Source organism: Pseudomonas sp. NFACC41-3, from assembly GCF_900109505.1.
GTDB classification, from domain to species: Bacteria; Pseudomonadota; Gammaproteobacteria; order Pseudomonadales; family Pseudomonadaceae; genus Aquipseudomonas; species Aquipseudomonas chlororaphis.
Genome location: NZ_FOAE01000004.1, coordinates 525,190 through 549,120, shown reverse-complemented (window position 1 = coordinate 549,120; position 23,931 = coordinate 525,190). Strand labels below are relative to the sequence as shown.

Sequence of the window (23,931 nt, the reverse complement as noted above, 5' to 3'; positions counted from 1 at the left end):
CCCACGTCCAAAAAATAATAAAAAACTGCCGTCACTGAGGTCCTTGCCGTGAGCCTATCCTCCGTTCAATCGACATCGAGTGTGAAAGACCAGGTCAGCGCCGCCGAATGGCAGACCCGCGTCGACCTGGCCGCCTGCTACCGCCTGGTGGCGATGCATGGCTGGGACGATCTGATCTTCACCCACATCTCCGCCAAGGTCCCAGGCACCGAAGATTTCCTGATCAACCCGTTCGGCCTGATGTTCCATGAGATCACCGCCTCCAGCCTGGTGAAGGTCGACCAGGCCGGCAACAAGCTGATGGACAGCCCCTACGAGATCAACCCCGCCGGCTACACCATCCACAGCGCCGTGCACGAAGTGCGGCACGATGTGGCCTGCGTGCTGCACACCCACACCGCGGCCGGGGTCGCGGTGTCTGCGCAGCAGCAGGGAGTGTTGCCCATCAGCCAGCAGTCGCTGTTCGTGCTGTCGAGCCTGGCCTATCACGCCTATGAGGGCGTGGCCCTGAACCACGAGGAAAAGGCCCGGCTGCAGGCCGACCTGGGCGACAGCAATTTCCTGATGCTGCGCAACCACGGCCTGCTGACCTGTGGCGGCACCATCGCCGACACCTTCCTGATGATGTTCACCTTCCAGCGCGCTTGCGAGATCCAGGTGCTGGCGCAGAACGGGGCGGCGCAACTGATCGCCATCGAGCCGCAGATTCTGGCCGGGGCCAAGGCGATGATCGCCGGGGTCACCAAAAGCGCTCAAGGCATGGGCGGCGCGCTGGCATGGCCGGCACTGTTGCGCAAACTCGATAAACAAGACGCGGGTTATAAACTCTGATGCCTATGGCCGAGATTCCTCTGTGTGTGTGGCGCAAGCGCGGACATAGCTTCGCGTTTCGCGGCCATGCCATTCGCTACTGGACCGCGGGGCAGGGCGAGCCACTGCTGCTGATCCATGGTTTTCCCACCGCCGCCTGGGACTGGCACTACCTGTGGCAACCCCTGGCGCAGCGCTATCGAGTGATCGCCTGCGACATGCTGGGGTTTGGCGATTCGGCCAAGCCGCGGGACCACGAGTACAGCCTGCTGGAACAGGCGGACCTGCAGCAGGCCTTGCTCGAGCACCTGGGGGTCGATGGCCCCGTGCATCTGCTGGCCCACGACTATGGCGACAGCGTCGCCCAGGAAATGCTCGCCCGACACTACGAAGAGCGTTGCAACATGGCCAGCTGTGTGTTCCTCAACGGCGGCCTGTTCCCGGAAACCCATCGCCCGGTGCTGACGCAGAAGCTGCTGCTCAGCCCGCTGGGCTGGATGCTCGGCCGCGTCTTCAGCCGTGAGGGCCTGGCCAAGAGTTTCAGCCAGATTTTCGGCCCGCAGACCCGGCCCAGCGAAAGCGTGCTGGATGACTTCTGGAGCCTGGTGGAGGCCAATAACGGCCCGCGGATCCTGCATAAATTGATCGGCTACATTCCCGAGCGCCGGGTGCAGCGCGATCGCTGGGTGAGTGCGATGCAGCGCGGCGAGGTGCCGCTACGGGTGATCGACGGCACGGTGGACCCGATTTCCGGGGCGCACATGGTCGAGCGTTACTGCCAGCTGATCCCTGCACCGGATACCGTGCTGCTGGCCGGGATCGGTCACTACCCGCAGACCGAGGCCCCGGGCCAGGTGCTCAAGCACTATCTGGCCTTCCGTGACAGCCTGGAGTTTCCACCGCGAAAACTGGCCTGCTCCTGAGACACCCGCTGTCCGCAGCTATCGCGATGCTGCGACCTTGGCCTGTGCACGCCAGGCGCCGATGCGCCCCGCGCCGTCGTTACCCCTCGATCATCCCCCTGCCTTATTGCGCACCATTCAGCTTCAGCCGTGTTTATTGTGACCGCCAGCCGCGTGCCTGACACTCGAAGCCATTGTCCGTCTGTTGTCCATCTGGCCTGTGGGAGTTCGGTATGAGTGAGTCTGTGCGCTTCGAGAATAAAGTCGTGATCGTCACCGGTGCCGGCGGCGGTCTGGGGCAGGCTCATGCATTGCTGTTCGCCCGGCACGGGGCGAAGGTCCTGGTCAACGACCTGGGCGGTTCGACCCAGGGCGAGGGCGCCAATGCCTCGGCGGCCGACCGGGTGGTGGCGCAGATTCGCGAAGCCGGCGGCATCGCCGAGGCCAACCACGATTCGGTGACCGACGGCGACAAGATCGTGCAGAACGCCCTGGATGCCTTCGGCCGGGTGGATGTGGTGGTGAACAACGCCGGCATCCTGCGCGACAAGACCTTCCACAAGATGGAAGACGCCGATTGGGACCTGGTGTACCGCGTCCACGTCGAAGGCGCCTACAAGGTGACCCGCGCCGCCTGGCCGCACATGCGCGAGCAGGGTTATGGCCGGGTGATCTTCACCGCGTCCACCTCCGGCATCTACGGCAATTTCGGCCAGTCCAACTACGGCATGGCCAAGCTCGGCCTCTATGGCCTGACCCGCACCCTGGCCATCGAAGGCCGCAAGAACAACATCCTGGTCAACGCCATCGCGCCAACCGGCGGCACGCGGATGACCGAAGGGCTGATCCCGCCGCAGGTGTTCGAGCAACTCAAGCCGGAGCTGGTCAGCCCGCTGGTGGTGTACCTGGGCAGCGAGAACTGCCAAGAGACCTCCGGCCTGTTCGAGGTCGGTGGCGGCTGGATGGGCAAGGTGCGCTGGGAGCGCAGCCTGGGCCTGGGCTTCGATCCGCGCGAAGGCTTCTCCCCGGAAGATGTCGCCGCCCACTGGCAGCAGATCTGCGACTTCGAGGGCGCGGCGCACCCCAAGGACAACATCGAAGCCTTGAGAGAGATGATGCAGAACCTGCAGAAATACGCGATCTGAAGCAGCGCCCGCCAACCCGAACAGCCGCGGCCTGCGCGGCTGTTTGCCTTATGCCTTCATCACTGCCTTCGGCCTGATCCTGGCGCCGTTAGCCCATCGCGTTTCCATTGTCACGGCGAGCAGACACCTTGAGCATCGACCTGGCTTTCTACCGGGCATAAAAAAGGCCGCTGCAAGGCAGCGGCCGAAGGAAGACGTTAGATCAAGGAGCAACAAATCAACGTCAGTGAACACCCGGTGAAGATCTGAATATCATTGCTTCAAACCTTCTGAATCCTCTTGCCCCCAAGGTGGTGTGATCACACCTCTGGGCGACTCTGCGTGGCTGTTTGCCGTGAGAGCGAGGCCAGAATAAGGGCTGGCTGCTCAATGAAAAATAGCGATTGTGGACAAGGACTGTTACAGCCTGGGCAACAGTGGTGCACGCCGCCCGGGCATGCCCCGCAAGGGCGCAATCCATCCACCTGATACCCGTCCATCCAGCCCGTCGATGCATCGCGCAAAGGCCCGGCTGGAGGGGGTATTCATCCTTTCGAGCGACAGCGCGAATACCTCCTTGGTGCGCTTATCGCTCCTGTGCGCCGGCAGTAGGGTGAGGCCTTCTGTCACTCACCGGGGAAGACGCATGACAAAAACAACAATGCGCGCCATCTTCACACCGCGGGCGCTGGCCGTCGCGGTGGCCTTGGGGGGCTGCGCCCAGGCGCAGGCCGTTTCATTCAACATCGGGGAGATCGAGGGGCAGTTCGATTCTTCGCTGTCCATCGGCGCCAGCTGGGGCATGCGCGATGCCGACAAGGACCTGGTGGGTGTGTCCAACGGCGGTCGCGGGCAGTCTTCCACCGGCGACGACGGGCGCCTGAACTTCAAGAAGGGCGAGACCTTTTCGAAGATCTTCAAGGGCATCCATGACCTTGAACTGAAGTACGGCGACACCGGCGTCTTCGTCCGCGGCAAATACTGGTACGACTTCGAACTCAAGGACGAAGACCGCGAGTTCAAGCCCATCAGCGACCACAACCGCAAGGAGGGCGCCAAGTCGTCCGGCGGGCAGATCCTCGATGCCTTCATCTATCACAACTACTCCATCGCCGACCTGCCGGGCACCGTGCGCGCCGGCAAGCAGGTGGTCAGCTGGGGTGAAAGCACCTTCATCGGCAACTCGATCAACAGCATCAACCCGATCGACGTCTCGGCGTTTCGCCGTCCGGGTGCCGAGATCAAGGAAGGCCTGATCCCGGTGAACATGCTGTTCGCTTCCCAGGGCCTGACCGACCAATTGACTGTGGAAGGTTTCTATCAGCTGGAGTGGGACCAGACCGTGGTCGACAACTGCGGCACCTTCTTCGGCAACGACGTGGTGGCGGACGGCTGCACCACTGGCTACACCGTCGGCAGCCCGGCGATCCGTCCGCTGCAACCGATTGCCGCAGCGTTCGGCCAGGGCTTCACCGTGGCCCCCGAAGGCGTGGTGATCGGCCGCGCCGGCGACCGCGATGCCCGCGACTCCGGGCAGTGGGGCACCGCCTTGCGCTGGCTGGGCGACGACACCGAGTACGGCCTGTACTTCATGAACTACCATGCGCGCACCCCGACGGTTGGCACCATCACCGCCGGGAGCAGCACCCTGGCGAGCATTCCGGGGATTGTCAGCACCGCCAACCGCATCGCCCCGGGCACCGGTTCGGCCCTGGCCCAGAGCGTGATGCTCGGTCGCGGCCAGTACTACCTCGAATATCCGGAAGACATCCGCCTGTACGGCGCCAGCTTCTCCACCACGCTGCCCACCGGCACCGCCTGGACCGGCGAGATCAGCTACCGGCCCAACGCCCCGGTGCAGATCAACACCAACGACCTGACCCTGGCCCTGGTCAACCCCATCGCCGGTGGCCTGGCGTCGCCGGTACGGACCTCGGCGGGGGCCGACAACACCGGTTACCGGCGCAAGGAAATCACCCAGGTCCAGAGCACCCTGACCCAGTTCTTCGATCAGGTGCTGGGCGCCGACCGCCTGACCCTGGTGGGCGAGGCGGCGATCGTGCATGTCGGTGGCCTGGAGTCGAAAAGCCAGCTGCGCTACGGCCGCGATTCGGTCTACGGCCAGTACGGTTTCGGCGGCGATACCGACGGTTTCGTCACGGCCACGTCCTGGGGTTATCGCGCCCGGGCGATCCTCGACTACAACAACCTGATCGCCGGGATCAACCTCAAGCCCAACTTGTCCTGGTCCCACGACGTCAACGGCTACGGGCCCAACGGCCTGTTCAACGAGGGCGCCAAGGCGGTGAGCCTCGGGGTCGATGCCGACTACCGCAACACCTACACCGCCAGCCTCAGTTACACCGACTTTTTCGGCGGTGACTACAACACCCTCAAAGACCGCGACTTCCTCGCGTTGAGCTTTGGCGTGAACTTCTGACCCGGCCTCAAGAAGGACAACTTTATGCGCAAGACGATTTTGCAATGCGGTGCCCTGGCCTTGACCCTGTTGGCGGTCAACGTGATGGCGGCGGTCACCCCGCAGGAAGCGGACAAGCTCGGCACTAGCCTGACCCCGCTCGGCGCGGAAAAGGTCGGCAATGCCGACGGCTCGATCCCGGCCTGGACCGGCGGTATCGGCAAGAACGCCGGGGCGGTGGATGCCAAGGGCTTCCTCGCCGACCCGTTCGCCAGCGAGAAGCCGCTGTTCACTATCACCGCGGCCACGGTCGACAAGTACAAGGACAAGCTGTCCGACGGCCAGGTGGCGATGTTCAAGCGCTACCCGCAAACCTACAAGATCCCGGTCTACCCGACCCACCGCACGGTCGGCCTGCCGGCGGACATCTACGAGTCGGCCAAGCGCAGCGCGCTGACCGTCACCTCGATCAACGAAGGCAACGGCCTGGCCAATTTCACCGGCAACCGCTACTACGCCTTCCCGATTCCGAAGACCGGCGTGGAAGTGCTGTGGAACCACGTCACCCGTTATCACGGCGGCAACCTGCGCCGGATCATCACCCAGGCCACGCCGCAGACCAACGGCAGCTACACGCCGATCCGCTTCGAGGAAGAGGTGGCGGTGCCGCAGCAGATCCCCGACCTGGACCCGGAGAAAGGCGCCAACGTGCTGACCTTCTTCAAGCAGGCGGTGACCGCTCCAGCGCGCTTGGCCGGTAACGTGCTGCTGGTGCACGAAACCCTCGACCAGGTGAAGGAACCGCGCCTGGCGTGGATCTACAACGCCGGCCAGCGCCGTGTGCGTCGCGCCCCGCAAGTGGCCTACGACGGGCCGGGCACCGCCGCCGACGGCCTGCGCACCTCGGACAACTTCGACATGTTCTCCGGCGCGCCGGACCGCTACGACTGGAAGCTGGTGGGCAAGAAGGAGATGTACATCCCCTACAACAGCTACAAGCTGGATTCGCCGAGCCTCAAGTACGACGACATCATCAAGGCCGGGCATATCAACCAGGACCTGACCCGCTACGAGCTGCACCGGGTCTGGGAAGTGGTCGGCACGCTCAAGCCGAGCGAGCGGCATATCTACGCCAAGCGCCACATGTACATCGACGAGGACAGCTGGCAGGTGGCGCTGGTGGACCACTACGACGGTCGCGGCCAGCTGTGGCGAGTGGCCGAAGGGCATGCGCAGTTCTATTACAACGCCCAGGTGCCGGCCTACACCCTCGAAGCGCTGTACGACATCATCGCCGGGCGCTACCTCGCCCTGGGGATGAAGAACGAAGAGAAGCACAGCTTCGAGTTCGGTTTCGCTGCCAAGGCCGCCGACTACACCCCGGCCGCCCTGCGCGCAACCGGCGTCCGGTAAGGCCCGGGATACAAACGATGGCAAAAGGCGACCGATCGGTCGCCTTTTTTATGGGCGCGGATCAGCGTGCTGAATACTTCTCAACAAGCACCGGCGACAAGGCTAGGGTGGGGGCACGCAGGCTAAAACTATAAAAAGGCACGCCGCCATGACCGCCATGACCCCCTGTCCTGGATTCCTGCCCCGTTTGTCGTCCCATCACCTGTCCCGCGGCCGTCTGAGTGACCCGCTCCTGGCATCGCCCGCCCGGGTGAAACTGCTTTGTGCGCCGGCCGGCAGCGGCAAGACGGCCCTGCTCGCCGAATGCCTGTTGCAGGCGCCGGCCGGGTGCCGGGTGTGCTGGTTGCCCCAGGCCGGGGCGGCGCAGACACCGCTGCAATTGTGCGGCGAGCTGGCGCGGGCGTTGGGCCTGGCCGCATCGGACGAGGCCGCCGTGCTGGACCATCTGGCGCAGGTGCAGACCCCGACCTGGCTGTTCCTCGATGATTACTGCCGGGTCGCCGCGCCGCCGCTGGACCTGCTGCTCGACCGCCTGCTGGCGATCAGCAACCCGGCGCTGACCTGGTGGCTGGGCGGGCGCCGCCGGCCGCAATGCAACTGGCCGCGGCTGCTGCTCGACGACCAGCTCTACGAATGCACGGGGCCCGAGCTGGCGTTCACCCAGGAGGACATCGAGCGACTGCTGCAACAATTGCCGCAGCCTTTGTCGATCCACACCGCCAGCCGGATTTTCCAGTGCAGTGCCGGCTGGTGCGCCGGGGTGCGCATCGCCCTGCTCGAAGGCAGCGAGCTGACGGCCGTGCCATGCCGGCAGGGGCGGCCCAACACTTTGCTGGAATACCTGGAGCATGAGCTGTTCAGCGTGTTGCCGGCGGAGCTGTCCGAGGTCTGGCATGTGCTGGCGCACCTGCCGCGCTTCAATGCCGCGTTGTGCGAGCACCTGTTCGGCGCCGGGGAGGGCGCCCGGTACCTGCGGACATTGCAGGAACTGGGCTGCTTCATCGAACCCTGGGAGGCTGCGCCGGAGTGGCTGCAAGTGTTCGCGCCCCTGGCCCGGCTGATGCGCGACGAGCCCTGGCCCGCGGGACGCTCCTGGCATCGTCGCGCCTGCCAGTGGTTCGCCGCACAGGAGGACTGGCAGGCGGCGTTCGAGCAGGCGTTGCTGGCGCAGGAATACGAAGTGGCGGTCAGCCTGTTGCAGCACTTCAGTTTCGAGCACCTGTTCGAGCAGCAGAATGTGGTGTTGCTGTTGCGCCTGCATGAGCAGCAGGGCGAGGAACTGCTGCTCGGCAGCCCGCAGTTGGTAGGGCTGTTGACGGCGGCCTTGCTGTTCGCCGGGCGTTTCGACCAGGCGCAACACTGCGTGGCGCAGATGGCGCGTTTTACGCCGCAGCCGACGGCCTCCGGGCAGCGGCAACTGGTGGCGCACTGGCAGGCGCAGCAGGGCTGGCTGCTGCATCTGCAAGGGTTGATGGAACCGGCGCGAATGCATTTTCTCGAGGCGCTGAGCGAACTGCCGGCCCATGCCTGGCCGACTCGCCTATTGTGCCTTTCGGGCCTGACCCAGCAGGCCTTGCTCCGGGGCGAACTGGACGTGGCGCAAATGCTCAACCGCGAGGCGCTGTGCCTGGCCAGGGCCCAGGATTCATTGCTGTTCGAAGCGCTGCTGGAACTGGACCATGCCCAACTGCTGGAGCACCGTGGGGCACCCCACAGGGCGCAGAGCCTGCTGGACGATGTGCAGCAATTGTTGAGTCGCCAGGCTTATCGGGTCGGCCCGCTGCTTGGTCGTATCGCCTTGCGCCAAGGGCGCCTGGCCTTGCGCCAGGGGCAGGCGGAACAGGCCGCCGGGCATTTCCAGATTGGGCTCGAACGCTGTCTGCTCAGCCATGACAAACGCGCGTTGTACGGGTTTCTCGGCCAGGCGTTCCTGGCCGCCAACCAGGGCGACTATGCCCACGCGTTTGTGCGCCTGCGCGATGCCGAGCGGCTGATGCAGCAACGGCAGATCCCGGACACGGTGTACCGCGCCGTGCTGCTGCAGGTCAGCAGCGTGTTCTGGTTGCAACAGGGGCGGCCGGAACTGGCCCGGGAGGCCTTGAGCCGGGTGCTGCGTCACTACCGCGGGCCCCAGGCGCGCCAGGCGCCACCGGCCACCCTGGAACTGATTCCGCGTATCGAGTACCTGCTGGTGCTGGCCGAGGTGTACCTGCAGCGCGCCGAGGCCCCGGTGGCAAGCTTGCAGCGCCTGCTCGAACAGGCCCGGCAACGGGGCATGCTGTGCCTGCAGACCGAGTTGCACCTGGCCCTGGCCGAGGTCGCTTTCCTGTTGGGGGACCGGGTGTTGTCCGCCCGTGCCTTGCAGGAGGGGCTGGAGCTCGGTGCCCGGTGCAACCTGCACCAGGCACTGCATGAATTGCGTCTGCGTCAGCCGCGGATGTTTGACGTCCAGCCGGTGGCCGAACCGGAAGCGCCTGTGCCGCTGCCGGCGGCAGGGGAGAGCCCGCTGAGCCAGCGGGAGCTGGAGGTGCTGCAACTGATCGCTCTGGGCAGCTCCAACCAGCAGATCGCCGAGCAATTGTTCATTTCCCTGCACACGGTGAAGACCCATGCGCGGCGCATTCACAGCAAGCTCGGGGTGGAGCGCCGCACCCAGGCCGTGGCCAAGGCCAAGGCGTTGGGATTGATGTAGTGGTCGGACAGCTATCAGGGCCGCCAACCTGACAACGCGGCCTCCCGCCAAACCGCGCAGCCCGCTTTGACGACGGCAGCGGCTACAGGGTTTGTAGCCGCTGGCGCAGCCTGCGATCGGTCGCGCAGCGGCCGCAACCCCTGGCGACGCGGTGTTTCATCAAATGGCATGGGTCTTTTTACGACGGCTACGCCGCCGATCGCAGCCTTCGGCAGCGGCTACAGGGTTGTGTAGCCGCTGGCGCAGCCTGCGATCGGGCGCGCAGCGGCCGCCAACCTGACGACTTGGTGTATCCGCGTCTAGGGCTGGTAACCCATGCGCCAGCTCACCGCCTGGGACGCGGCCAGCAGGCGTTGCGCCGCCGGGCCGTTTTCGTCGGCGTGGAACAGCGAGGTCGGGCCGACCACCGTCAGCACGGCGGCGACCTTGCCGGTGGCGTCGAACACCGGTGCTGACAAGGCATCCACGCCGGGCATCAGCAGGCCGTGCACATGGTGCAGGCCGCGCTGGCGGATCTGCTCGCACAGGGCGGCATAGGCCTGCTCGTCCGCCAGCGCATGGGGCGCGTGGGCCTTGAGTTCCTGCTCGCGCAAATCGACGGTTTCGCGATTCGGCAGGTAGGCGCCGAACACCAGCCCGGTGGACGAGCTGAGCAACGGCAGCACCGAACCCAGTTGGGTCACCACCGTCACCGCGCGCACGGCCGGTTCGATATGCACCACGGTCGCGCCCTGGTTGCCCCATACCGCGAGGAAGCAGGTTTCGTTCAATTCATCGCGCAGCTCGGCCAGGGGCAGGGCGGCGACCTTCAGTACATCCATGCTGCCCAGCGCCGCCATGCCCACCCGCAAGGCCTCGCGGCCCAGGCCATAGTGGTTGGTGGCGGTGTTCTGTTCGGCGAAACCACTGGCGATCAGCGCCTGCAGGTAACGGTGGACCTTGCTCGCCGGCATCTGCACATGTTCGGCCAGGCGCGACAGCGAGGTCGCCGGCGACAGCTCGGCCAGGGCCTTGAGAATGTCGGTGCCAACCTCGGCCGAGCGGACTTTCTGTTTACCGTTGCTGTCGCTGGTACTGCGCGGCTTTTCCATGGAGGCGGTGTGATCCCGGGACGAATGGGCGTCTTTATAGCTTGACGGTCAATACCAATCAAATTACGTTATCCGTAATTGGATTACGATAAAAATAACGCTGGCGTGCCGAGAGCTCTCCCCATGGAGTCGCAGGCCGCTGCCAACTCCACTTCCAGGAGGCTCCATGAACCTCGATTCCACGGCGTCCGGGCTTGCGTACCAGTCGGGCTTCGGCAACCAGTTTTCCAGCGAGGCCCTGCCAGGCGCCTTGCCCGTCGGTCAGAACTCCCCGCAAAAAGCCCCTTACGGCCTCTACACCGAACTCTTCTCCGGCACGGCCTTCACCATGGCCCGCAGCGAAGCGCGGCGCACCTGGATGTACCGTATCCAGCCATCGGCCAACCACCCGGCCTTCGTCAAGCTGGATCGCCAGCTGGCGGGCGGGCCGCTGGGCGAGATCACCCCCAACCGGCTGCGCTGGAACCCGCTGGAGATCCCCAGCGAGCCGACCGACTTCATCGACGGCCTGGTGAACATGGTCGCCAACTCGGCAGCACAGAAACCCGCCGGGATCAGCATCTACACCTACCGCGCCAACCGCTCCATGGAGCGGGTGTTCTTCAACGCCGACGGCGAGTTGCTGCTGGTGCCCGAACAGGGCCGCCTGCGCATCGCCACCGAGCTTGGGGTGCTGGAAGTCGAACCGCTGGAGATCGCGGTATTGCCTCGCGGCCTGAAGTTCCGCGTCGAACTGCTCGACCCGCAGGCGCGCGGCTATATAGCCGAAAACCACGGCGCGCCCCTGCGCCTGCCTGACCTGGGGCCGATCGGCAGCAACGGCCTGGCCAACCCGCGGGACTTCCTGACCCCGGTCGCCCATTACGAAGACCTCAAGCAGCCGACCACCCTGGTGCAGAAGTTCCTCGGCGAGCTGTGGGGCTGCGAGCTGGATCATTCGCCGCTGAACGTGGTGGCCTGGCACGGCAACAACGTGCCGTACAAATATGACCTGCGCCGTTTCAACACCCTCGGCACTGTCAGCTTCGATCACCCGGACCCGTCGATTTTCACCGTGCTGACCTCGCCCACCAGCGTGCACGGCCTGGCCAACCTGGACTTCGTGATCTTTCCGCCGCGCTGGATGGTGGCCGAGAACACCTTCCGTCCGCCGTGGTTCCATCGCAACCTGATGAACGAATACATGGGCCTGATCCAGGGCGCCTACGATGCCAAGGCCGAAGGCTTCGTGCCCGGCGGTGCTTCGCTGCATAGCTGCATGAGCGCCCACGGCCCGGATGGCGAAAGCTGCACCAAGGCCATCAACGCCGAGCTGCAACCAGCCAAGATCGACAACACCATGGCCTTCATGTTCGAGACCAGCCAGGTGCTGCGTCCGAGCCAGTTCGCCCTGCAGTGCCCGCAATTGCAGAACGACTACGATGCTTGCTGGGCCTCGCTGCCCGCCACCTTCAACCCGAATCGGAAATAACCCATGAATCAGCCAACTATCACCCGCAGCTGGGTTGCCTCCGCCAACGATCATGCCGACTTCCCGTTGCAGAACCTGCCGCTGGGGGTGTTCAGCCACAAGGGTTCGGCGCCACGCAGCGGCGTGGCCATCGGCGAGCACATCTTCGACCTGGAAGCGGCGCTCGACGCCGGGCTGTTCGAGGGCCCGGCCAAGGCCGCGGTGCAAGCCACCCGTGGCGGCCAGTTGAATGCCTTTTTCGAACTGGGCCGTCCGGCCCGCGTGGCCCTGCGCGAGCGCCTGCTGGAATTGCTCGGCGAAGGCAGCAGCCTGCGTGGCAAGGTCGAGGCCCAGGGGGCGAAACTGCTGCCCCTGGCCGCCGATTGCCAGATGCACCTACCGGCAAGGATCAATGACTACACCGACTTTTATGTCGGCATCGAGCATGCGCAGAACGTCGGCAAGCTGTTCCGCCCGGACAACCCGTTGCTGCCGAACTACAAGTACGTGCCGATCGGTTACCACGGCCGCGCTTCCACCATCCGTACCTCCGGTGCCGACGTACGCCGGCCCAAGGGCCAGACCCTGCCCGCCGGCCAGAGCGAGCCGACCTTCGGCCCATGCGCGCGGCTGGACTACGAACTGGAGCTGGGCATCTGGATCGGCCAGGGCAATGAGCTGGGCGAGCCGATCGCCATTGGCGACGCCGCCGAGCACATCGCCGGCTTCTGCCTGCTCAACGACTGGTCGGCGCGGGATATCCAGGCCTGGGAATACCAGCCGCTGGGCCCGTTCCTGTCGAAAAGCTTCATCACCAGCATCTCGCCCTGGGTGGTGACGGCCGAAGCCCTGGAGCCGTTCCGCCGTGCCCAGACGCCACGTCCCGAAGGCGACCCGCAGCCGCTGCCGTACCTGCTGGACAAGCGCGACCAGGCCGCCGGCGGTTTCGACATCGAGCTGGAAGTGCTGCTGCTCACTGACGCGATGCGCGAGCAAGGCCTGCCGGCTCATCGCCTGACCCTGAGCAACACCCAGTATATGTACTGGACCGTGGCGCAGATGGTCGCCCACCACAGCGTCAACGGCTGCCAGTTGCAGGCCGGCGACCTGTTCGGTTCGGGCACCCTGTCGGGCCCGCAAAGCAACCAGTTCGGCAGCCTGTTGGAAATCACCGAAGGCGGTAAGAAACCGATCGAACTGGCGTCCGGCGAAGTGCGTAAATTTCTTGAGGACGGTGATGAAATCATCCTGCGCGGCCGCTGCCGCCGCGAGGGTTTCGCCTCCATCGGTTTCGGCGAATGCCGCGGCAAAATCCTGCCTGCCCGTTAAGAAGAGGTGCGCGTCATGGAGCTCTATACCTACTACCGTTCGACCGCCTCCTACCGGGTGCGTATCGCGCTGGCGCTCAAGGGCCTGGACTACCAGGCGCTGCCGGTCAACCTGCTGGCGGCCGGCGGCGGTGCGAACCGCCAGCCGCAATACCTGCAGATCAACCCGCAAGGCCGCGTGCCGGCCTTGCGCACCGATGACGGCGAGCTGCTGATCCAGTCGCTGGCCATCGTCGAATACCTGGAAGAACGTTATCCACAGGTGCCGCTGCTCTCCAAGGAGCTGGCGGCCCGCGCCCACGAACGGGCGGTGGCGTTGCTGATCGGCTGCGATATCCATCCGCTGCACAACTCCAGCACGCAGAACCTGCTGCGCCAGTGGGGCTACGACGAGGCCCGGGTGCTGGAGTGGATCGGCCACTGGATCAGCAACGGCCTGGCGGCGGTCGAGCAGTTGATCGGCGAGCAGGGGTATTGTTTTGGCGAGCAACCGGGGCTGGCCGACACCTTCCTGATTCCCCAGCTGTACGCGGCCGAGCGCTTCAAGGTGCCATTGGACGCCTACCCGCGGATTCGCCGGGTCGCCGCCCTGGCCGCCGAACACCCAGCCTTCCAGAAAGCCCATCCGGCCAACCAGCCCGATACGCCTGCCTGACCTGTGTAGCCGCTGCCGCAGGCTGCGATAAGGCCGAAGGCCTTCAGCGGTCTGAAGATCCACGCCTCTTCGAGGCGATCGCAGCCTGCGGCAGCGGCTACAGGGGACAGGTCCGCGGGAGCAGTTTGCTCCCGCGCCTGAAGACGTACACAAGACCGATCCTTGCCGCCCAAGAGCAATGACGGTCTGCCGGCTCCCATAACCATAAAAAACAGCAGGTACCTTGCGATGCACAATCAGATTGCCAGCTTCCGGGCGGCCCTCGACGCCCGTCCGGTGTCGCGTTATCAGTGGTTGCTTCTTCTGCTCCTGGCCCTGTTGCTGGTCACCGATGGCTACGACGCCCAGGTGCTGGGTTATGTGGTGCCGGCCCTGGCCCAGGATTGGGGCCTGGAAAAGGCCGCGTTCGGTCCGGTGTTCAGTGCCAACCTGCTGGGCCTGACCCTGGGCTCGCTGGCGGTGACGCCGCTGGCGGACCGCTTTGGCGTGCGGCGGATTCTGCTGGCCTGCGTGCTGATCTACGCCAGCCTCACGGTGATGATGGTGTTCGCCGATTCGCTGAACAGCCTGATGGTCGCGCGTTTTATCTGTGGCATCGGCATGGGCGGGGCGATGCCCAGCGCCATGGCGTTGATGTCGGAATATTCGCCACCCCGCCTGCGCACCCTGATGGTGACCCTGGCCGCCTGCGGTTTCTCTTTCGGCGGCGCGGCCGGCGGTTTTGTCGCCGCGGGTTTCATCGACCGCTTCGGCTGGCAGGCGGTATTCCTCGCTGGCGGCGTCACGCCGTTGCTGCTGTTTCCCTTCCTGGCCTGGTTCCTCCCCGAATCGTTGCCGCGCCTGCTGCGCGATCAGCCGCCTTATGCGCGCCTGCGCAGGGTCACCGCGCGCATGCTGCCGGACTGGCAGCCACCGGCCGCTTCGGCCGCGCAGAACCAAGCCGGGCAGGGCAGCAAGCTCACGGTGATCGAGTTGTTCCGCCACGGTTATGCGCGCCCGACGCTGCTGATCTGGTCGACTTTTTTCGTCAGCCTGATCCTGCTGTATTTCATGATCAGCTGGTTGCCGTCGCTGCTGCTGGAAAGTGGCCTGGGATTGAACGAAGCGAACCTGGTGACCTCGATGTTCCTGTTCGCCGGCACCCTGGGGGCGATCTGCATGGCCTGGTTCGCCGACCGCCTGCAACGCAAGGTACGGCTGCTCTCGGCGGTGCTGGCCGGGGCGGCGCTGTGCACCCTGCTGTTGGGCCTGAACCACGATAATCCGCGCTACCTGGTGGCCTTCGTCTTCGCCGCCGGCTTCTGCATCATCGGCGGCCAACTGACCCTCAACGCCTTCGCCAGCAACTTCTACCCGGCCCATGTCCGCGCCACTGGCACCGGCTGGGCCCTGGGCGTCGGCCGCTTCGGCTCGATCCTCGGCCCGCTGTTCGGCAGCCTGCTGCTGGCGATGCACATCCCGGTGCAGCAGATCTTTTTCTTCTGCGCGATTCCGGCGGTGATTGCGGCGCTGCTGATCATCCAGGTGCGTTCGCCGTCCGAGGCGCCTTCGGCAGGCGCGGGGCCTGCCCCAGAACTGCAGGCGCCGCTCAAACCCTGAACGAGCGCGGGCTCAGCGTGCCAGATGCTTGATCATCGGCACGCAGGCCAGGGTCAGGCCACGGGGCGAATGGTACTGGGCAACCTGCTCGCCGACGAAGCCGCAGTGGCGATAGAAGTCTGCGGCGTTCAGGGTCGAGTCCAGGATCAGGTGCGGCAGGCCGGCCTGCTGTGCCAGCTGTTCGAGGTAGTCCATCATCTGCCGGCCGACCCCGCGGCCCATGTACGTCGGATCGACAAACACCGCATCGACCTGCCCCGACTCCAGGTCGAGCATGCCGCTGGCGGTGATCTGGTCGTCGATGACGGCTACGTATCCGGTCTTCTCCAGGACTTCGATGAAGTAGTCCCCCAGGCTGCCGGCGGTCCAGACCTGCAGGTCGGCGGCGGGGTAATGGCCGCTGCACTGGTGGTTGATGGCTTGGTTGCGAATGACGAAGACGCGTTGCGCGTCGTCGCCATGAGCTTTTCTGATCAGCATGCTGTGCCCATTCCCTAGTGTGAGCCGAGCATCCTGCCAGAGCCCGGGCGGGGCTGTCATGCCGCCGTGGCCTGGATCAGCAGCAACCCCCAGCCGGTCAGCAGCGTGTCGTCCGCCCGCAGCAAGGGTTGGGTGGCCGTGCGCAGTTCGCTCTTCATCAATGCGCGATTGGCGGGTGTCAGGCGATCCAGGTCGTAGGTTTCTGCCAACGAATCCCAGAGCTCCTCGAAGGTGGGCGTCCACTCAAGGTCCAGTTCCTCGAAGTGCAGCGAGGTGAAGCTGTGGCCCAACAGCGCCCGCCATCCACGCTGTGACTGAGTACGGGGATCCACCAGGGGCAGGGGACGGAGCTGGTCGCGTCGGGCGGCGGCGCGAAAGGCCTGCAGGTAGTGCTGGCCCGGCTCGCCCAACAGAAAGGCCCGGCCGACGATGGCCGAGAGTTGCCCGCCCTTGGCCAGGACCCGATGGATTTCCCCCAGCACCTGTTCGATATCGCTCATCAGCATCAGGGCCAGGTGCGAGACCACGGCATCGACGCTGCCGGTGGCCATCGACAGGCACTGGGCCCGCTCATTGAGCAGCACGCTGCGCTCCGCGAGGCGGGTGCGGGCCGCCTGCAGTTCGGTTGCGCTCATGTCCACCCCGGTCAACTGCGCATCGGGATACTCCCTGGCCAGCAGATCCAGCAGGAAACCATCGCCGCAACCCAGGTCCAGCACCCGTGCGCGAGGCTGAGCGGTGGCGAGCGTGGCTGCCAGCATCTCGTAGGATGAACCGCGCCCTGGCAGGCTCAGCCCGGAAAAAGCCGGCGGCGTGGTGCCGGGGCGACGTTGGTGAAAGTCCTGAAGAAAGCGTTCGGCGCTGTTCATGCTGTTCATCCTTGAAGCAAACGGAGGATTGTCGCCGGGCATTGTGGCATGGGAGGCAGAGCGCCCCATCAGTGCACGATGGTATTGGGCGGCAGGTGCCCCAGGCGTTCGGTCAGGCGCAGGCGCTGGATCGGGTCTTCGCTGAGCAGCAGGGCGTGCTCCAGGTCGAAGCGCTCGGCGTTGGGGCAGTCCAGGTGCTGGTAGAGGCTGGCGCGGGCCAGGTAGTCGGAGGCGCTGCCATTGCCCAGTTCCAGGACCCGCTCGGCATCGATCAGCGCATTGAGGTGGTCGTCGTGGCTCAGGTGCAACTGGCGCAGGTTGCGCGACAGGCGCTGGAGCATCTGCTGCGGGCTGGCCGTGGCCAGGTGCTCGGCGGCCAGCTTGATGTTCGGCCCGTACTGGCGCTCCAGCAGCTCACGGCAGTCGTTGGGGTACAGGCGGCGCCCGCCGCAAGGGTCGAGCAGGTGATCGGCACCGGGCACGCGCAATAGAAAGTGCCCGGGGAAGTTGACCCCGACCATGGGGATCTCCAGGCGCCGCGCCAGCTCCAGGGCGATCAGCCCCAGCGCCAGCGGTTGCCCGCGCCGGGTGTGCAGCACCTTGTCCAGCAGCGCCGCCTGCGGGCGCAGCGGCAGGAACTCGTCCTGCTGGAACCCCAGGTCGTTCATGCGCCGCAGCAGCGGCTGGCCCAGTTCGCTGACTGGCAGCAGCGGCAAGCCTGTGCTGACCCGTTGTTGCAGCTCCTTGAAGTCCTGCAGCAACTGCTCGGGCGCCACCTCTTTGTCGTGCTCGGCGGCGATCCACAGCGCCGCCTCGAAAAGGGCGGGCGGAGACTGTTGCAGGCAGGCGAAAAAAGCTTGACGCGGGTTCATCGAAATCTCCGGCGAATGCCTCGTTTTAGCCCCGTCGCGGGCGTTCGTCCAGTGCCGCACACATGCCGTAGCAGGTTATTTCCTAAAGCCCCGGAAAGGCGCCGGGCTTATTCCCGCGCGCTCCAGCAATTTTCATGCACAAGCCTATACTGGCGACTACAAGAAGTGATTCGGGAGCCCGACGATGTTCGCTCTCATGCAAAGCACTCGCCTTGAATCGCTGCACCTGAGCGTCGACCCGGCCACCGGGTTGAAGGCGGTGATTGCCATTCATAGCAGCCGCCTGGGGCCTGCCTTGGGAGGCTGTCGTTACCTTGCCTACCCCGACGACGAAAGTGCCGTGGTCGATGCCGTGCGCCTGGCCCAGGGCATGAGCTACAAGGCCGCCCTGGCCGGCTTGCCCCACGGTGGCGGCAAGGCAGTGATTATCCGTCCGCCACACGTCGAAAGCCGCGCCGCCTTGTTCGAAGCCTTCGGGCGCTGCGTCGAGCAACTCGATGGCCGCTACATCACCGCCATCGACAGCGGCACCTCGGTCGCCGACATGGACTGCATCGCCCAAACCACCCAGCACGTCACCAGCACCACCGCCTCCGGCGATCCGGCGCCGCATGCCGCCATGGGGGTGTTCGCCGGCATCCGCGCCACCGCCATGGCCCGCCTGGGCAGCGACAACCTCGAAGGCTTGCGGGTGGCGATCCAAGGCCTGGGCAATGTCGGCTTCGCCCTCGCCGAACAGCTGCATGCCGCGGGTGCCGAACTGCTGGTCAGCGATATCGATTCCGGCAAGGTGCAACTGGCCATGGAGCAACTGGGCGCCCATCCGATCGCCAACGAAGCCTTGCTCAGCACCCCGTGCGACATCCTCGCGCCCTGCGGGCTGGGCGGCGTGCTCAACAGCCACAGCGTGGCGCAACTGCGCTGCTCGGCGGTCGCCGGCTCGGCCAACAACCAGCTGACCAACCTGCAGGTCGCCGACCAGCTGGAAAACCGCGGCATCCTCTACGCGCCGGACTACGTGATCAACGCCGGCGGGCTGATCTACGTTTCGCTCAAGCATCGCGGTGAAGACCTGGCGACCATCACCGCCCACCTGTCGAAGATCAGACAGCGGCTCACCGAAGTCTTCGCTCACGCCCAGGCTGAAAAGCGCTCCCCGGCGCGGGTGGCCGACGACTTGGCGGAGCGCGTGCTGTACCGCTAGGCGCGAAGGCCTTACCCGGCATTTCGCCCTGTAGGCCCCGCGCCACAAGCACGGGGCGCAACAACTGCACGCTGACCCGGCGTGCCAGGAGCCATGTGATGCCGCACAAGGTTGCACTTCCCTATACCCGCTATTTGTCCCCGGACGGCCAGTTGCTCGGCGACCTGCCGGCCTGGGCCGACGACTTCAATCTGCTGACCCGGCTCTACCGGCAGATGGTCCTGACCCGCCTGTTCGACCAGAAAGCCGTGGCCCTGCAACGCACCGGACGCATCGGCACCTACGCGCCGACCCTCGGCCAGGAAGCCATTGGCGTGGCCATCGGCAGCCTGATGCGGCCCGAAGACGTGCTGGTGCCCTATTACCGCGACACTGCCGTGCAATTGATGCGCGGGGTGCGCATGGAGGAGATCCTGCTGTACTGGGGCGGCGACGAGCGCGGCAGCGATTTCGCCGACCCGGCGGTGGCCGAGGATTTCCCCATCTGCGTGCCGATCGCCACCCAGGCTCTGCATGCCTGCGGCGTGGCCAGCGCATTCAAGATCCGTGGCGAGCACCGGGTGGTGGTGACCACCTGTGGCGACGGCGCCACCAGCAAGGGCGACTTCCTCGAAGCCCTCAACGTGGCGGGCACCTGGCAGTTGCCGGTGGTGTTCGTGGTCAACAACAACCAGTGGGCGATCTCGGTGCCACGGCGCATCCAGTGCGGCGCGCCGACCCTGGCGCAGAAGGCCATCGGCGCCGGCTTCCACGGCGAGCAGGTCGATGGCAACGACATGCTCGCGGTGTACGACCGGGTGCAGGCGGCCCTGGAGCGTGCCCGGCATGGCAAGGGACCGGTGCTGCTGGAATGCCTGAGCTATCGCCTGGGCGACCACACCACCGCCGACGATGCCACGCGCTATCGGGCCGCGGATGAGGTCAAGCAGGCCTGGCTGGAAGAACCGGTCAAGCGCTTGCAACGCTTCATGGTCGGGGAGGGCGTCTGGGACGGAAACCGCGAGCAGGCGCTGATGGTGGAATGCCAGGCGCTGGTGCAGCGTGCTGTGGATAACTTCGAGGCGGCGGGTACCCAGGCCCCCGAGTCGGTACTGGACTACGTCTACGCACAGTGGCCGGCGGCCCTGGCCGAGCAGCGCGAGGTGTTCCTCGAACGGCTGGCGCGGCGTGCGGGAGGTGCGGACCATGAGTAACGGCACATTCAGCCTGCTGGAAGCGGTGAACCTGGCGCTGCACCGGGCCATGGCCGAGGACGAGAACGTGATTGTCCTGGGTGAGGACGTCGGCGTGAACGGCGGGGTGTTCCGCGCCACCCTGGGGCTGCGCGACAGTTTCGGTTTCAAGCGGGTCATCGACTCGCCGCTGGCGGAAACCATGCTCGGCGGGCTGGTCGTGGGCATGGCCGCCCAAGGCCTCAAGCCGGTGGTGGAAATCCAGTTCATGGGCTTTATCTACGCGACCATGGAGCACCTGGTGTCCCATGCCAGTCGCATGCGCAACCGCACCCGCGGACGCATCACCTGCCCGATGGTGTTGCGCACGCCCATGGGCGCGGGCATTCGCGCGCCGGAACATCACAGTGAAAGCACCGAAGCCTTGTTCGCCCATATTCCGGGGCTGCGGGTGCTGGTGCCGTCCTCGCCGGCGCGGGCCTATGGCCTGCTGCTGGCGGCCATCGACGACCCCGACCCGGTGCTGTTCCTCGAGCCGACCCGCCTCTACCGCATGAACCCGCAACCGCTGGTGGACGACGGCAAGCGCTTGCCGCTGGACAGTTGCTTCACCCTGCGCGAAGGCAGCGACATCACCCTGGTCAGCTGGGGCGCGAGCATCGTCGAGACCTTGCAGGCCGCCAGCGCGCTGGCCGAACAGGGCGTGTCGGCGGAGGTAATCGACGTCGCCAGCATCAAGCCGCTGGACCTCGACACCCTGGAAGCCTCGGTGCGCAAGACCGGGCGCTGCGTGATCGTGCACGAGGCGCCACGCACCTGCGGCGTCGGCGCGGAAATCGCCGCCAGCCTCTACGAGCGGGTGTTGCTGGAGTTGCAGGCGCCAATCCTGCGGGTCACCGCGCCGGACATTCCACCGCCGCTGTATCGCCTGGAGTCGCTGTACATCCCCGGCGTCGAAGACATTCTTCACGCCTGCGACAGCACCCTGAACTTCGCCTGAGGAGGCTGCGATGAAATATTTCAAACTGCCCGATCTGGGCGAAGGCCTGCAGGAAGCGGAGATTGTCGAATGGCACGTCAGGGCCGGCGATGCGGTCAAGGCCGATCAGTTGCTGGTGTCGGTGGAAACCGCCAAGGCCCTGGTGGACATTCCCGCGCCTTATGACGGCGTGGTGGCGAAAACCTATGGCGCGCCGGGCGACATCCTGCATGTCGGCGAACCCTTGCTCGGCTACGAAGGCGAGGCGGATGCCGGCACCGTGGTCGGGCGCCTCGAAGGTGGCGGGGCCAGCCAGGAAGACCGGTTTTTTGTCGGCGCCGCGCCCTCGACCCGCGAGCATATGGCGGTCCGCGCCACGCCGGCGGTGCGCCAACTGGCCCGGCAGCTGGGCGTGGACGTGAATGCCTTGAGCGGTTCGGCCAAGGACGGGCTGATCAGCCGCGGCGATGTGGAAAACGCCGCGCAGCAGGCGCGCGAGCGGTTCGGCGGCGACCGGCTGCGCGGGGTACGCCGGAGCATGGCGCTGAACATGGCCCGCTCCCACGCCGAGGTGGTGCCGGTGACGATTTACGGCGATGCCGACCTGCACCGCTGGGGCCAGGCCCGCGATCCGCTGATCCGCCTGGCCAAGGCGCTGGCGGCGGCCTGCGCGGTGGAGCCGGTGCTCAACAGCGCGTTCGATGGCAAGAGCCTGTCGATCAAGCAGCACCAGCACCTCGACCTGGGCATTGCCGTGGACACCCCCGATGGCCTGTTCGTGCCGGTGCTGCGCAATGTCGGCCAGCGCGACGCGGCGGACCTCAAGGCCGGGGTGACGCGCCTGCGCGCCGACGTGCAGGCACGCTCGATTCCGCCCCAGGAGATGATGGGCGCGACCCTGACCCTGTCCAACTTCGGCACCCTGTTTGGCCGTTACGCCAACCCGGTGGTGGTGCCACCGCAAGTGGCGATCCTCGCCGCCGGGGTGATCCGCGACGAACCGGTGGCCCTGAACGGCGCGGTGGTGGTGCATCCGCTGCTGCCGCTGTCCCTGACCTTCGATCATCGGGTGGTCACCGGCGGCGAGGCGGCGCGCTTCTTCAAGGCGCTGGTCGAGGCGCTGGAGCAACCTGAGCTTTAGTTTTCCACAGGCATGAAAAAGGCCCTGGGCGCAAACCCAGGGCCTGTTCAATTCGAGCCTGCTTACTTGGCGGCTTTGCTCGCCTTGGCGGGCTTGGCCGGTGCTGCGGGTTCAGCGGCTTCGGGCGCTGCCAGCGGAGCTTCTGGCTCGGCCGCCGCAACCGGCGCGCTGAGCAGTTCGGACAGGGCGTCCGGCTGGCTCTTGAAGGCCTTGGCGAACACATCGCGGTTCTTCGCCATGTAGATCCCGGCTTCTTCCACCTGCTGCTCGCTCAGGGACGGCACGGCTTTTTGCAACACTTGCGCCAGCAATTCAGCCAGTTCGAGCATTTTGTCATGACGGTCAGCTTCGGCTTTATCCATGAACAAGCGCTCCAGATCTCGGCTGCTGCGGTATACCACTTCGACGGCCATTCACCACCTCACATGCCTTCACGATAATGGGTATTTGCTACTACTGTATTTATATACAGGCGCGAAGAATAAGCGAATCCTTCTGCTTTGAATAGTGGCTTTTTAATCTAGTCGGGTTTCCGGGTTTGTCAGCCTTCCCCTGTAGGAGCGAGCTTGCTCGCGATCCGCGCAGCGGCCATTCAGCACCTTGTCTGAACAGACGCTATCGCCAGCAAGCTTGCTCCTACAGATTGCCGCCGGCCTGAACGTGCCTTGTCTGCATCAGCCACCATCTCACCCCCGACGCTGGCCTTTTTTCTGCATGCAGAACAACCGTCACGTCCAACCCGCATCATCCGGTCGAGTCGACCTAAGGAAAAACCATCGTGAAAATCAATTGGGCCGAGAAACTGCGGCAGAACGTCCATCAGCTGGCCGAGTCCCTGGGCAACCTGTTCGTCGAGACCTTTCACTACCTGGCGCTGTTCGCCATCGGCGCGGTGACGGCCTGGGCGGCGGTGATGGAGTTTCTCGGGATGCTCGAAGAAGGTCATATCAAGATCGATGACATTCTCCTGCTGTTCATCTACCTCGAACTGGGCGCCATGGTCGGCATCTACTTCAAGACCAACCACATGCCGGTGCGCTTCCTGATCTACGTGGCGATCACCGCGCTGACCCGCCTGCTGATCTCCAACGTGTCGCACCACAACCCGCCGGACCTGGGGATCATTTACCTGTGCGGCGGTATCCTGCTGCTGGCGTTCTCGATCCTGGTGGTGCGCTACGCCTCGTCGCAGTTCCCCTCGGTGAAAATCGAACACCCGCAACGCAAAGTCGGTGCGGGTTCCAGCGAGCACCCGGAAGTCGAGAAGGGCGAGCTTTAAATCGCCACGCTCAGGGGCGGCCGGCCCTTGGCGGCCGGCAGCGGCAGCTTGAAGCTGTCGCTGTTGGTCATGGCTTCGAGGATGGCCACGGCGCTATGGCCCTGCTCGATGGCGATGCCGAACTGAATGCTTTGCACCAGGCGCTTGAGCCGCTGCGGATCGTTGCGCTGCTCGGCGCTGATCATGCGCTTGGCTACGACCCGGCCGGCCTTGGACAGGGTCAGCATGATGCTGCCGTCCAGGCCCTGGATGCTCAGGTTGACCCGGTATTCCGGGGCGAAGGCATCGGTAATCAGTTGAAAGGGGTTATCCATGTGCGTCACCGCCTGATTGTATCGTGCAGTCATTGACCGGCCGGGATCGGGATTAGTTCGCATCTCCAGACCACTGGCAGGCCGTTCGCTGAGGTTTATTAACGTCCGTATTCCTCAGGTCTTGCAAAGCAAAGGGCA

The 23,931-nt window shown here is 65.3% G+C and carries 20 protein-coding genes and 1 pseudogene; 15 read left to right on the top strand and 6 right to left on the bottom strand.

Annotation, left to right across the window (positions count from 1 at the left end):
* The first annotated feature begins 48 nt into the window (after nt 1-48).
* The 6 genes from BMY68_RS20600 (at nt 49) to BMY68_RS20575 (ending at nt 9,360) form a co-directional block, all read left to right on the top strand.
* Nucleotides 49-831, top strand: coding sequence for a class II aldolase/adducin family protein (locus BMY68_RS20600; RefSeq protein WP_085529853.1), 783 nt, complete (start codon nt 49-51; stop codon nt 829-831).
* Nucleotides 831-1,733, top strand: coding sequence for an alpha/beta fold hydrolase (locus BMY68_RS20595; protein WP_085529854.1), 903 nt, complete (start codon nt 831-833; stop codon nt 1,731-1,733). Before BMY68_RS20600 ends, BMY68_RS20595 begins: the two co-directional genes overlap by 1 nt.
* Nucleotides 1,734-1,945: 212 nt before the next feature.
* Nucleotides 1,946-2,857: an SDR family oxidoreductase gene (locus BMY68_RS20590; protein ID WP_085529855.1), complete on the top strand. Its 912-nt coding sequence runs from the start codon at nt 1,946-1,948 to the stop codon at nt 2,855-2,857.
* A gap of 625 nt (nt 2,858-3,482) precedes the next feature.
* On the top strand, nt 3,483-5,276 hold the full coding sequence (locus BMY68_RS20585; RefSeq protein WP_009042224.1) for a DUF1302 domain-containing protein: 1,794 nt from the start codon (nt 3,483-3,485) through the stop codon (nt 5,274-5,276).
* Nucleotides 5,277-5,300: 24 nt separating this feature from the next.
* Nucleotides 5,301-6,668, top strand: coding sequence for a DUF1329 domain-containing protein (locus tag BMY68_RS20580; RefSeq protein ID WP_085529856.1), 1,368 nt, complete (start codon nt 5,301-5,303; stop codon nt 6,666-6,668).
* 148 nt (nt 6,669-6,816) lie between these two features.
* A complete protein-coding gene (locus BMY68_RS20575; protein WP_085529857.1) occupies nt 6,817-9,360 on the top strand; it encodes a LuxR C-terminal-related transcriptional regulator in 2,544 nt (847 codons plus the stop codon).
* A 299-nt stretch (nt 9,361-9,659) separates the two neighbouring features.
* Here the strand turns inward: BMY68_RS20575 and BMY68_RS20570 are convergent, their stop codons facing one another.
* Nucleotides 9,660-10,451, bottom strand: coding sequence for an IclR family transcriptional regulator (locus BMY68_RS20570; RefSeq protein WP_007930806.1), 792 nt, complete (start codon nt 10,449-10,451; stop codon nt 9,660-9,662).
* 166 nt (nt 10,452-10,617) lie between these two features.
* Here BMY68_RS20570 and hmgA point away from each other — a divergent pair, with 166 nt between their 5' ends.
* The 4 genes from hmgA (at nt 10,618) to BMY68_RS20550 (ending at nt 15,483) form a co-directional block, all read left to right on the top strand.
* Nucleotides 10,618-11,922, top strand: coding sequence for a homogentisate 1,2-dioxygenase (gene hmgA / locus BMY68_RS20565; RefSeq protein ID WP_085529858.1), 1,305 nt, complete (start codon nt 10,618-10,620; stop codon nt 11,920-11,922).
* Between the two features lie 3 nt (nt 11,923-11,925).
* A complete protein-coding gene (gene fahA / locus BMY68_RS20560; RefSeq protein WP_085529859.1) occupies nt 11,926-13,230 on the top strand; it encodes a fumarylacetoacetase in 1,305 nt (434 codons plus the stop codon).
* A gap of 15 nt (nt 13,231-13,245) precedes the next feature.
* Nucleotides 13,246-13,884, top strand: a complete 639-nt coding sequence (gene maiA / locus BMY68_RS20555) for a maleylacetoacetate isomerase (RefSeq protein WP_009042230.1) — start codon at nt 13,246-13,248, stop codon at nt 13,882-13,884.
* A 228-nt stretch (nt 13,885-14,112) separates the two neighbouring features.
* Nucleotides 14,113-15,483, top strand: coding sequence for an MFS transporter (locus tag BMY68_RS20550; RefSeq protein WP_085529860.1), 1,371 nt, complete (start codon nt 14,113-14,115; stop codon nt 15,481-15,483).
* 12 nt (nt 15,484-15,495) lie between these two features.
* Here the strand turns inward: BMY68_RS20550 and BMY68_RS20545 are convergent, their stop codons facing one another.
* The 3 genes from BMY68_RS20545 to BMY68_RS20535 form a co-directional block, all read right to left on the bottom strand.
* The gene (locus BMY68_RS20545) at nt 15,496-15,963 is read right to left on the bottom strand and encodes a GNAT family N-acetyltransferase (RefSeq protein WP_085529861.1); all 468 of its coding nucleotides are present in this window, start codon (nt 15,961-15,963) and stop codon (nt 15,496-15,498) included.
* 56 nt (nt 15,964-16,019) lie between these two features.
* The gene (locus tag BMY68_RS20540) at nt 16,020-16,832 is read right to left on the bottom strand and encodes a class I SAM-dependent methyltransferase (RefSeq protein ID WP_175534855.1); all 813 of its coding nucleotides are present in this window, start codon (nt 16,830-16,832) and stop codon (nt 16,020-16,022) included.
* A gap of 68 nt (nt 16,833-16,900) precedes the next feature.
* Nucleotides 16,901-17,704 (bottom strand): SirB1 family protein, encoded by an 804-nt coding sequence (locus tag BMY68_RS20535; RefSeq protein ID WP_062823633.1) that lies wholly within the window; start codon nt 17,702-17,704, stop codon nt 16,901-16,903.
* Between the two features lie 184 nt (nt 17,705-17,888).
* Here BMY68_RS20535 and BMY68_RS20530 point away from each other — a divergent pair, with 184 nt between their 5' ends.
* The 4 genes from BMY68_RS20530 (at nt 17,889) to BMY68_RS20515 (ending at nt 22,200) form a co-directional block, all read left to right on the top strand.
* Nucleotides 17,889-18,908 (top strand): Leu/Phe/Val dehydrogenase, encoded by a 1,020-nt coding sequence (locus BMY68_RS20530; RefSeq protein WP_085529863.1) that lies wholly within the window; start codon nt 17,889-17,891, stop codon nt 18,906-18,908.
* 95 nt (nt 18,909-19,003) lie between these two features.
* Nucleotides 19,004-20,101, top strand: coding sequence for a pyruvate dehydrogenase (acetyl-transferring) E1 component subunit alpha (gene pdhA / locus BMY68_RS20525; protein WP_175534854.1), 1,098 nt, complete (start codon nt 19,004-19,006; stop codon nt 20,099-20,101).
* Nucleotides 20,094-21,080 (top strand): alpha-ketoacid dehydrogenase subunit beta, encoded by a 987-nt coding sequence (locus BMY68_RS20520; protein ID WP_009042235.1) that lies wholly within the window; start codon nt 20,094-20,096, stop codon nt 21,078-21,080. The genes pdhA and BMY68_RS20520 overlap by 8 nt, the downstream gene beginning before the upstream one ends.
* Before the next feature lie 10 nt (nt 21,081-21,090).
* Nucleotides 21,091-22,200 (top strand): dihydrolipoamide acetyltransferase family protein, encoded by a 1,110-nt coding sequence (locus tag BMY68_RS20515; RefSeq protein ID WP_009042236.1) that lies wholly within the window; start codon nt 21,091-21,093, stop codon nt 22,198-22,200.
* Nucleotides 22,201-22,373: 173 nt separating this feature from the next.
* On the opposite strand, the pseudogene BMY68_RS20510 reads toward BMY68_RS20515, so the two are convergent.
* Nucleotides 22,374-22,613 (bottom strand): annotated as a pseudogene (locus tag BMY68_RS20510) (YebG family protein); the annotation flags it as partial.
* 365 nt (nt 22,614-22,978) lie between these two features.
* Here BMY68_RS20510 and BMY68_RS20505 point away from each other — a divergent pair.
* Nucleotides 22,979-23,479 carry a phosphate-starvation-inducible protein PsiE gene (locus BMY68_RS20505; protein ID WP_009042237.1) on the top strand — a complete coding sequence of 167 codons (501 nt, stop codon included), beginning with the start codon at nt 22,979-22,981 and terminating at the stop codon, nt 23,477-23,479.
* On the opposite strand, the gene BMY68_RS20500 is transcribed toward BMY68_RS20505, so the two are convergent.
* Entirely contained in the window at nt 23,476-23,793 is a 318-nt protein-coding gene (locus tag BMY68_RS20500; RefSeq protein WP_007932393.1) for a DUF3509 domain-containing protein, read from the bottom strand. The genes BMY68_RS20505 and BMY68_RS20500 overlap by 4 nt on opposite strands.
* Nucleotides 23,794-23,931 lie beyond the last annotated feature (138 nt).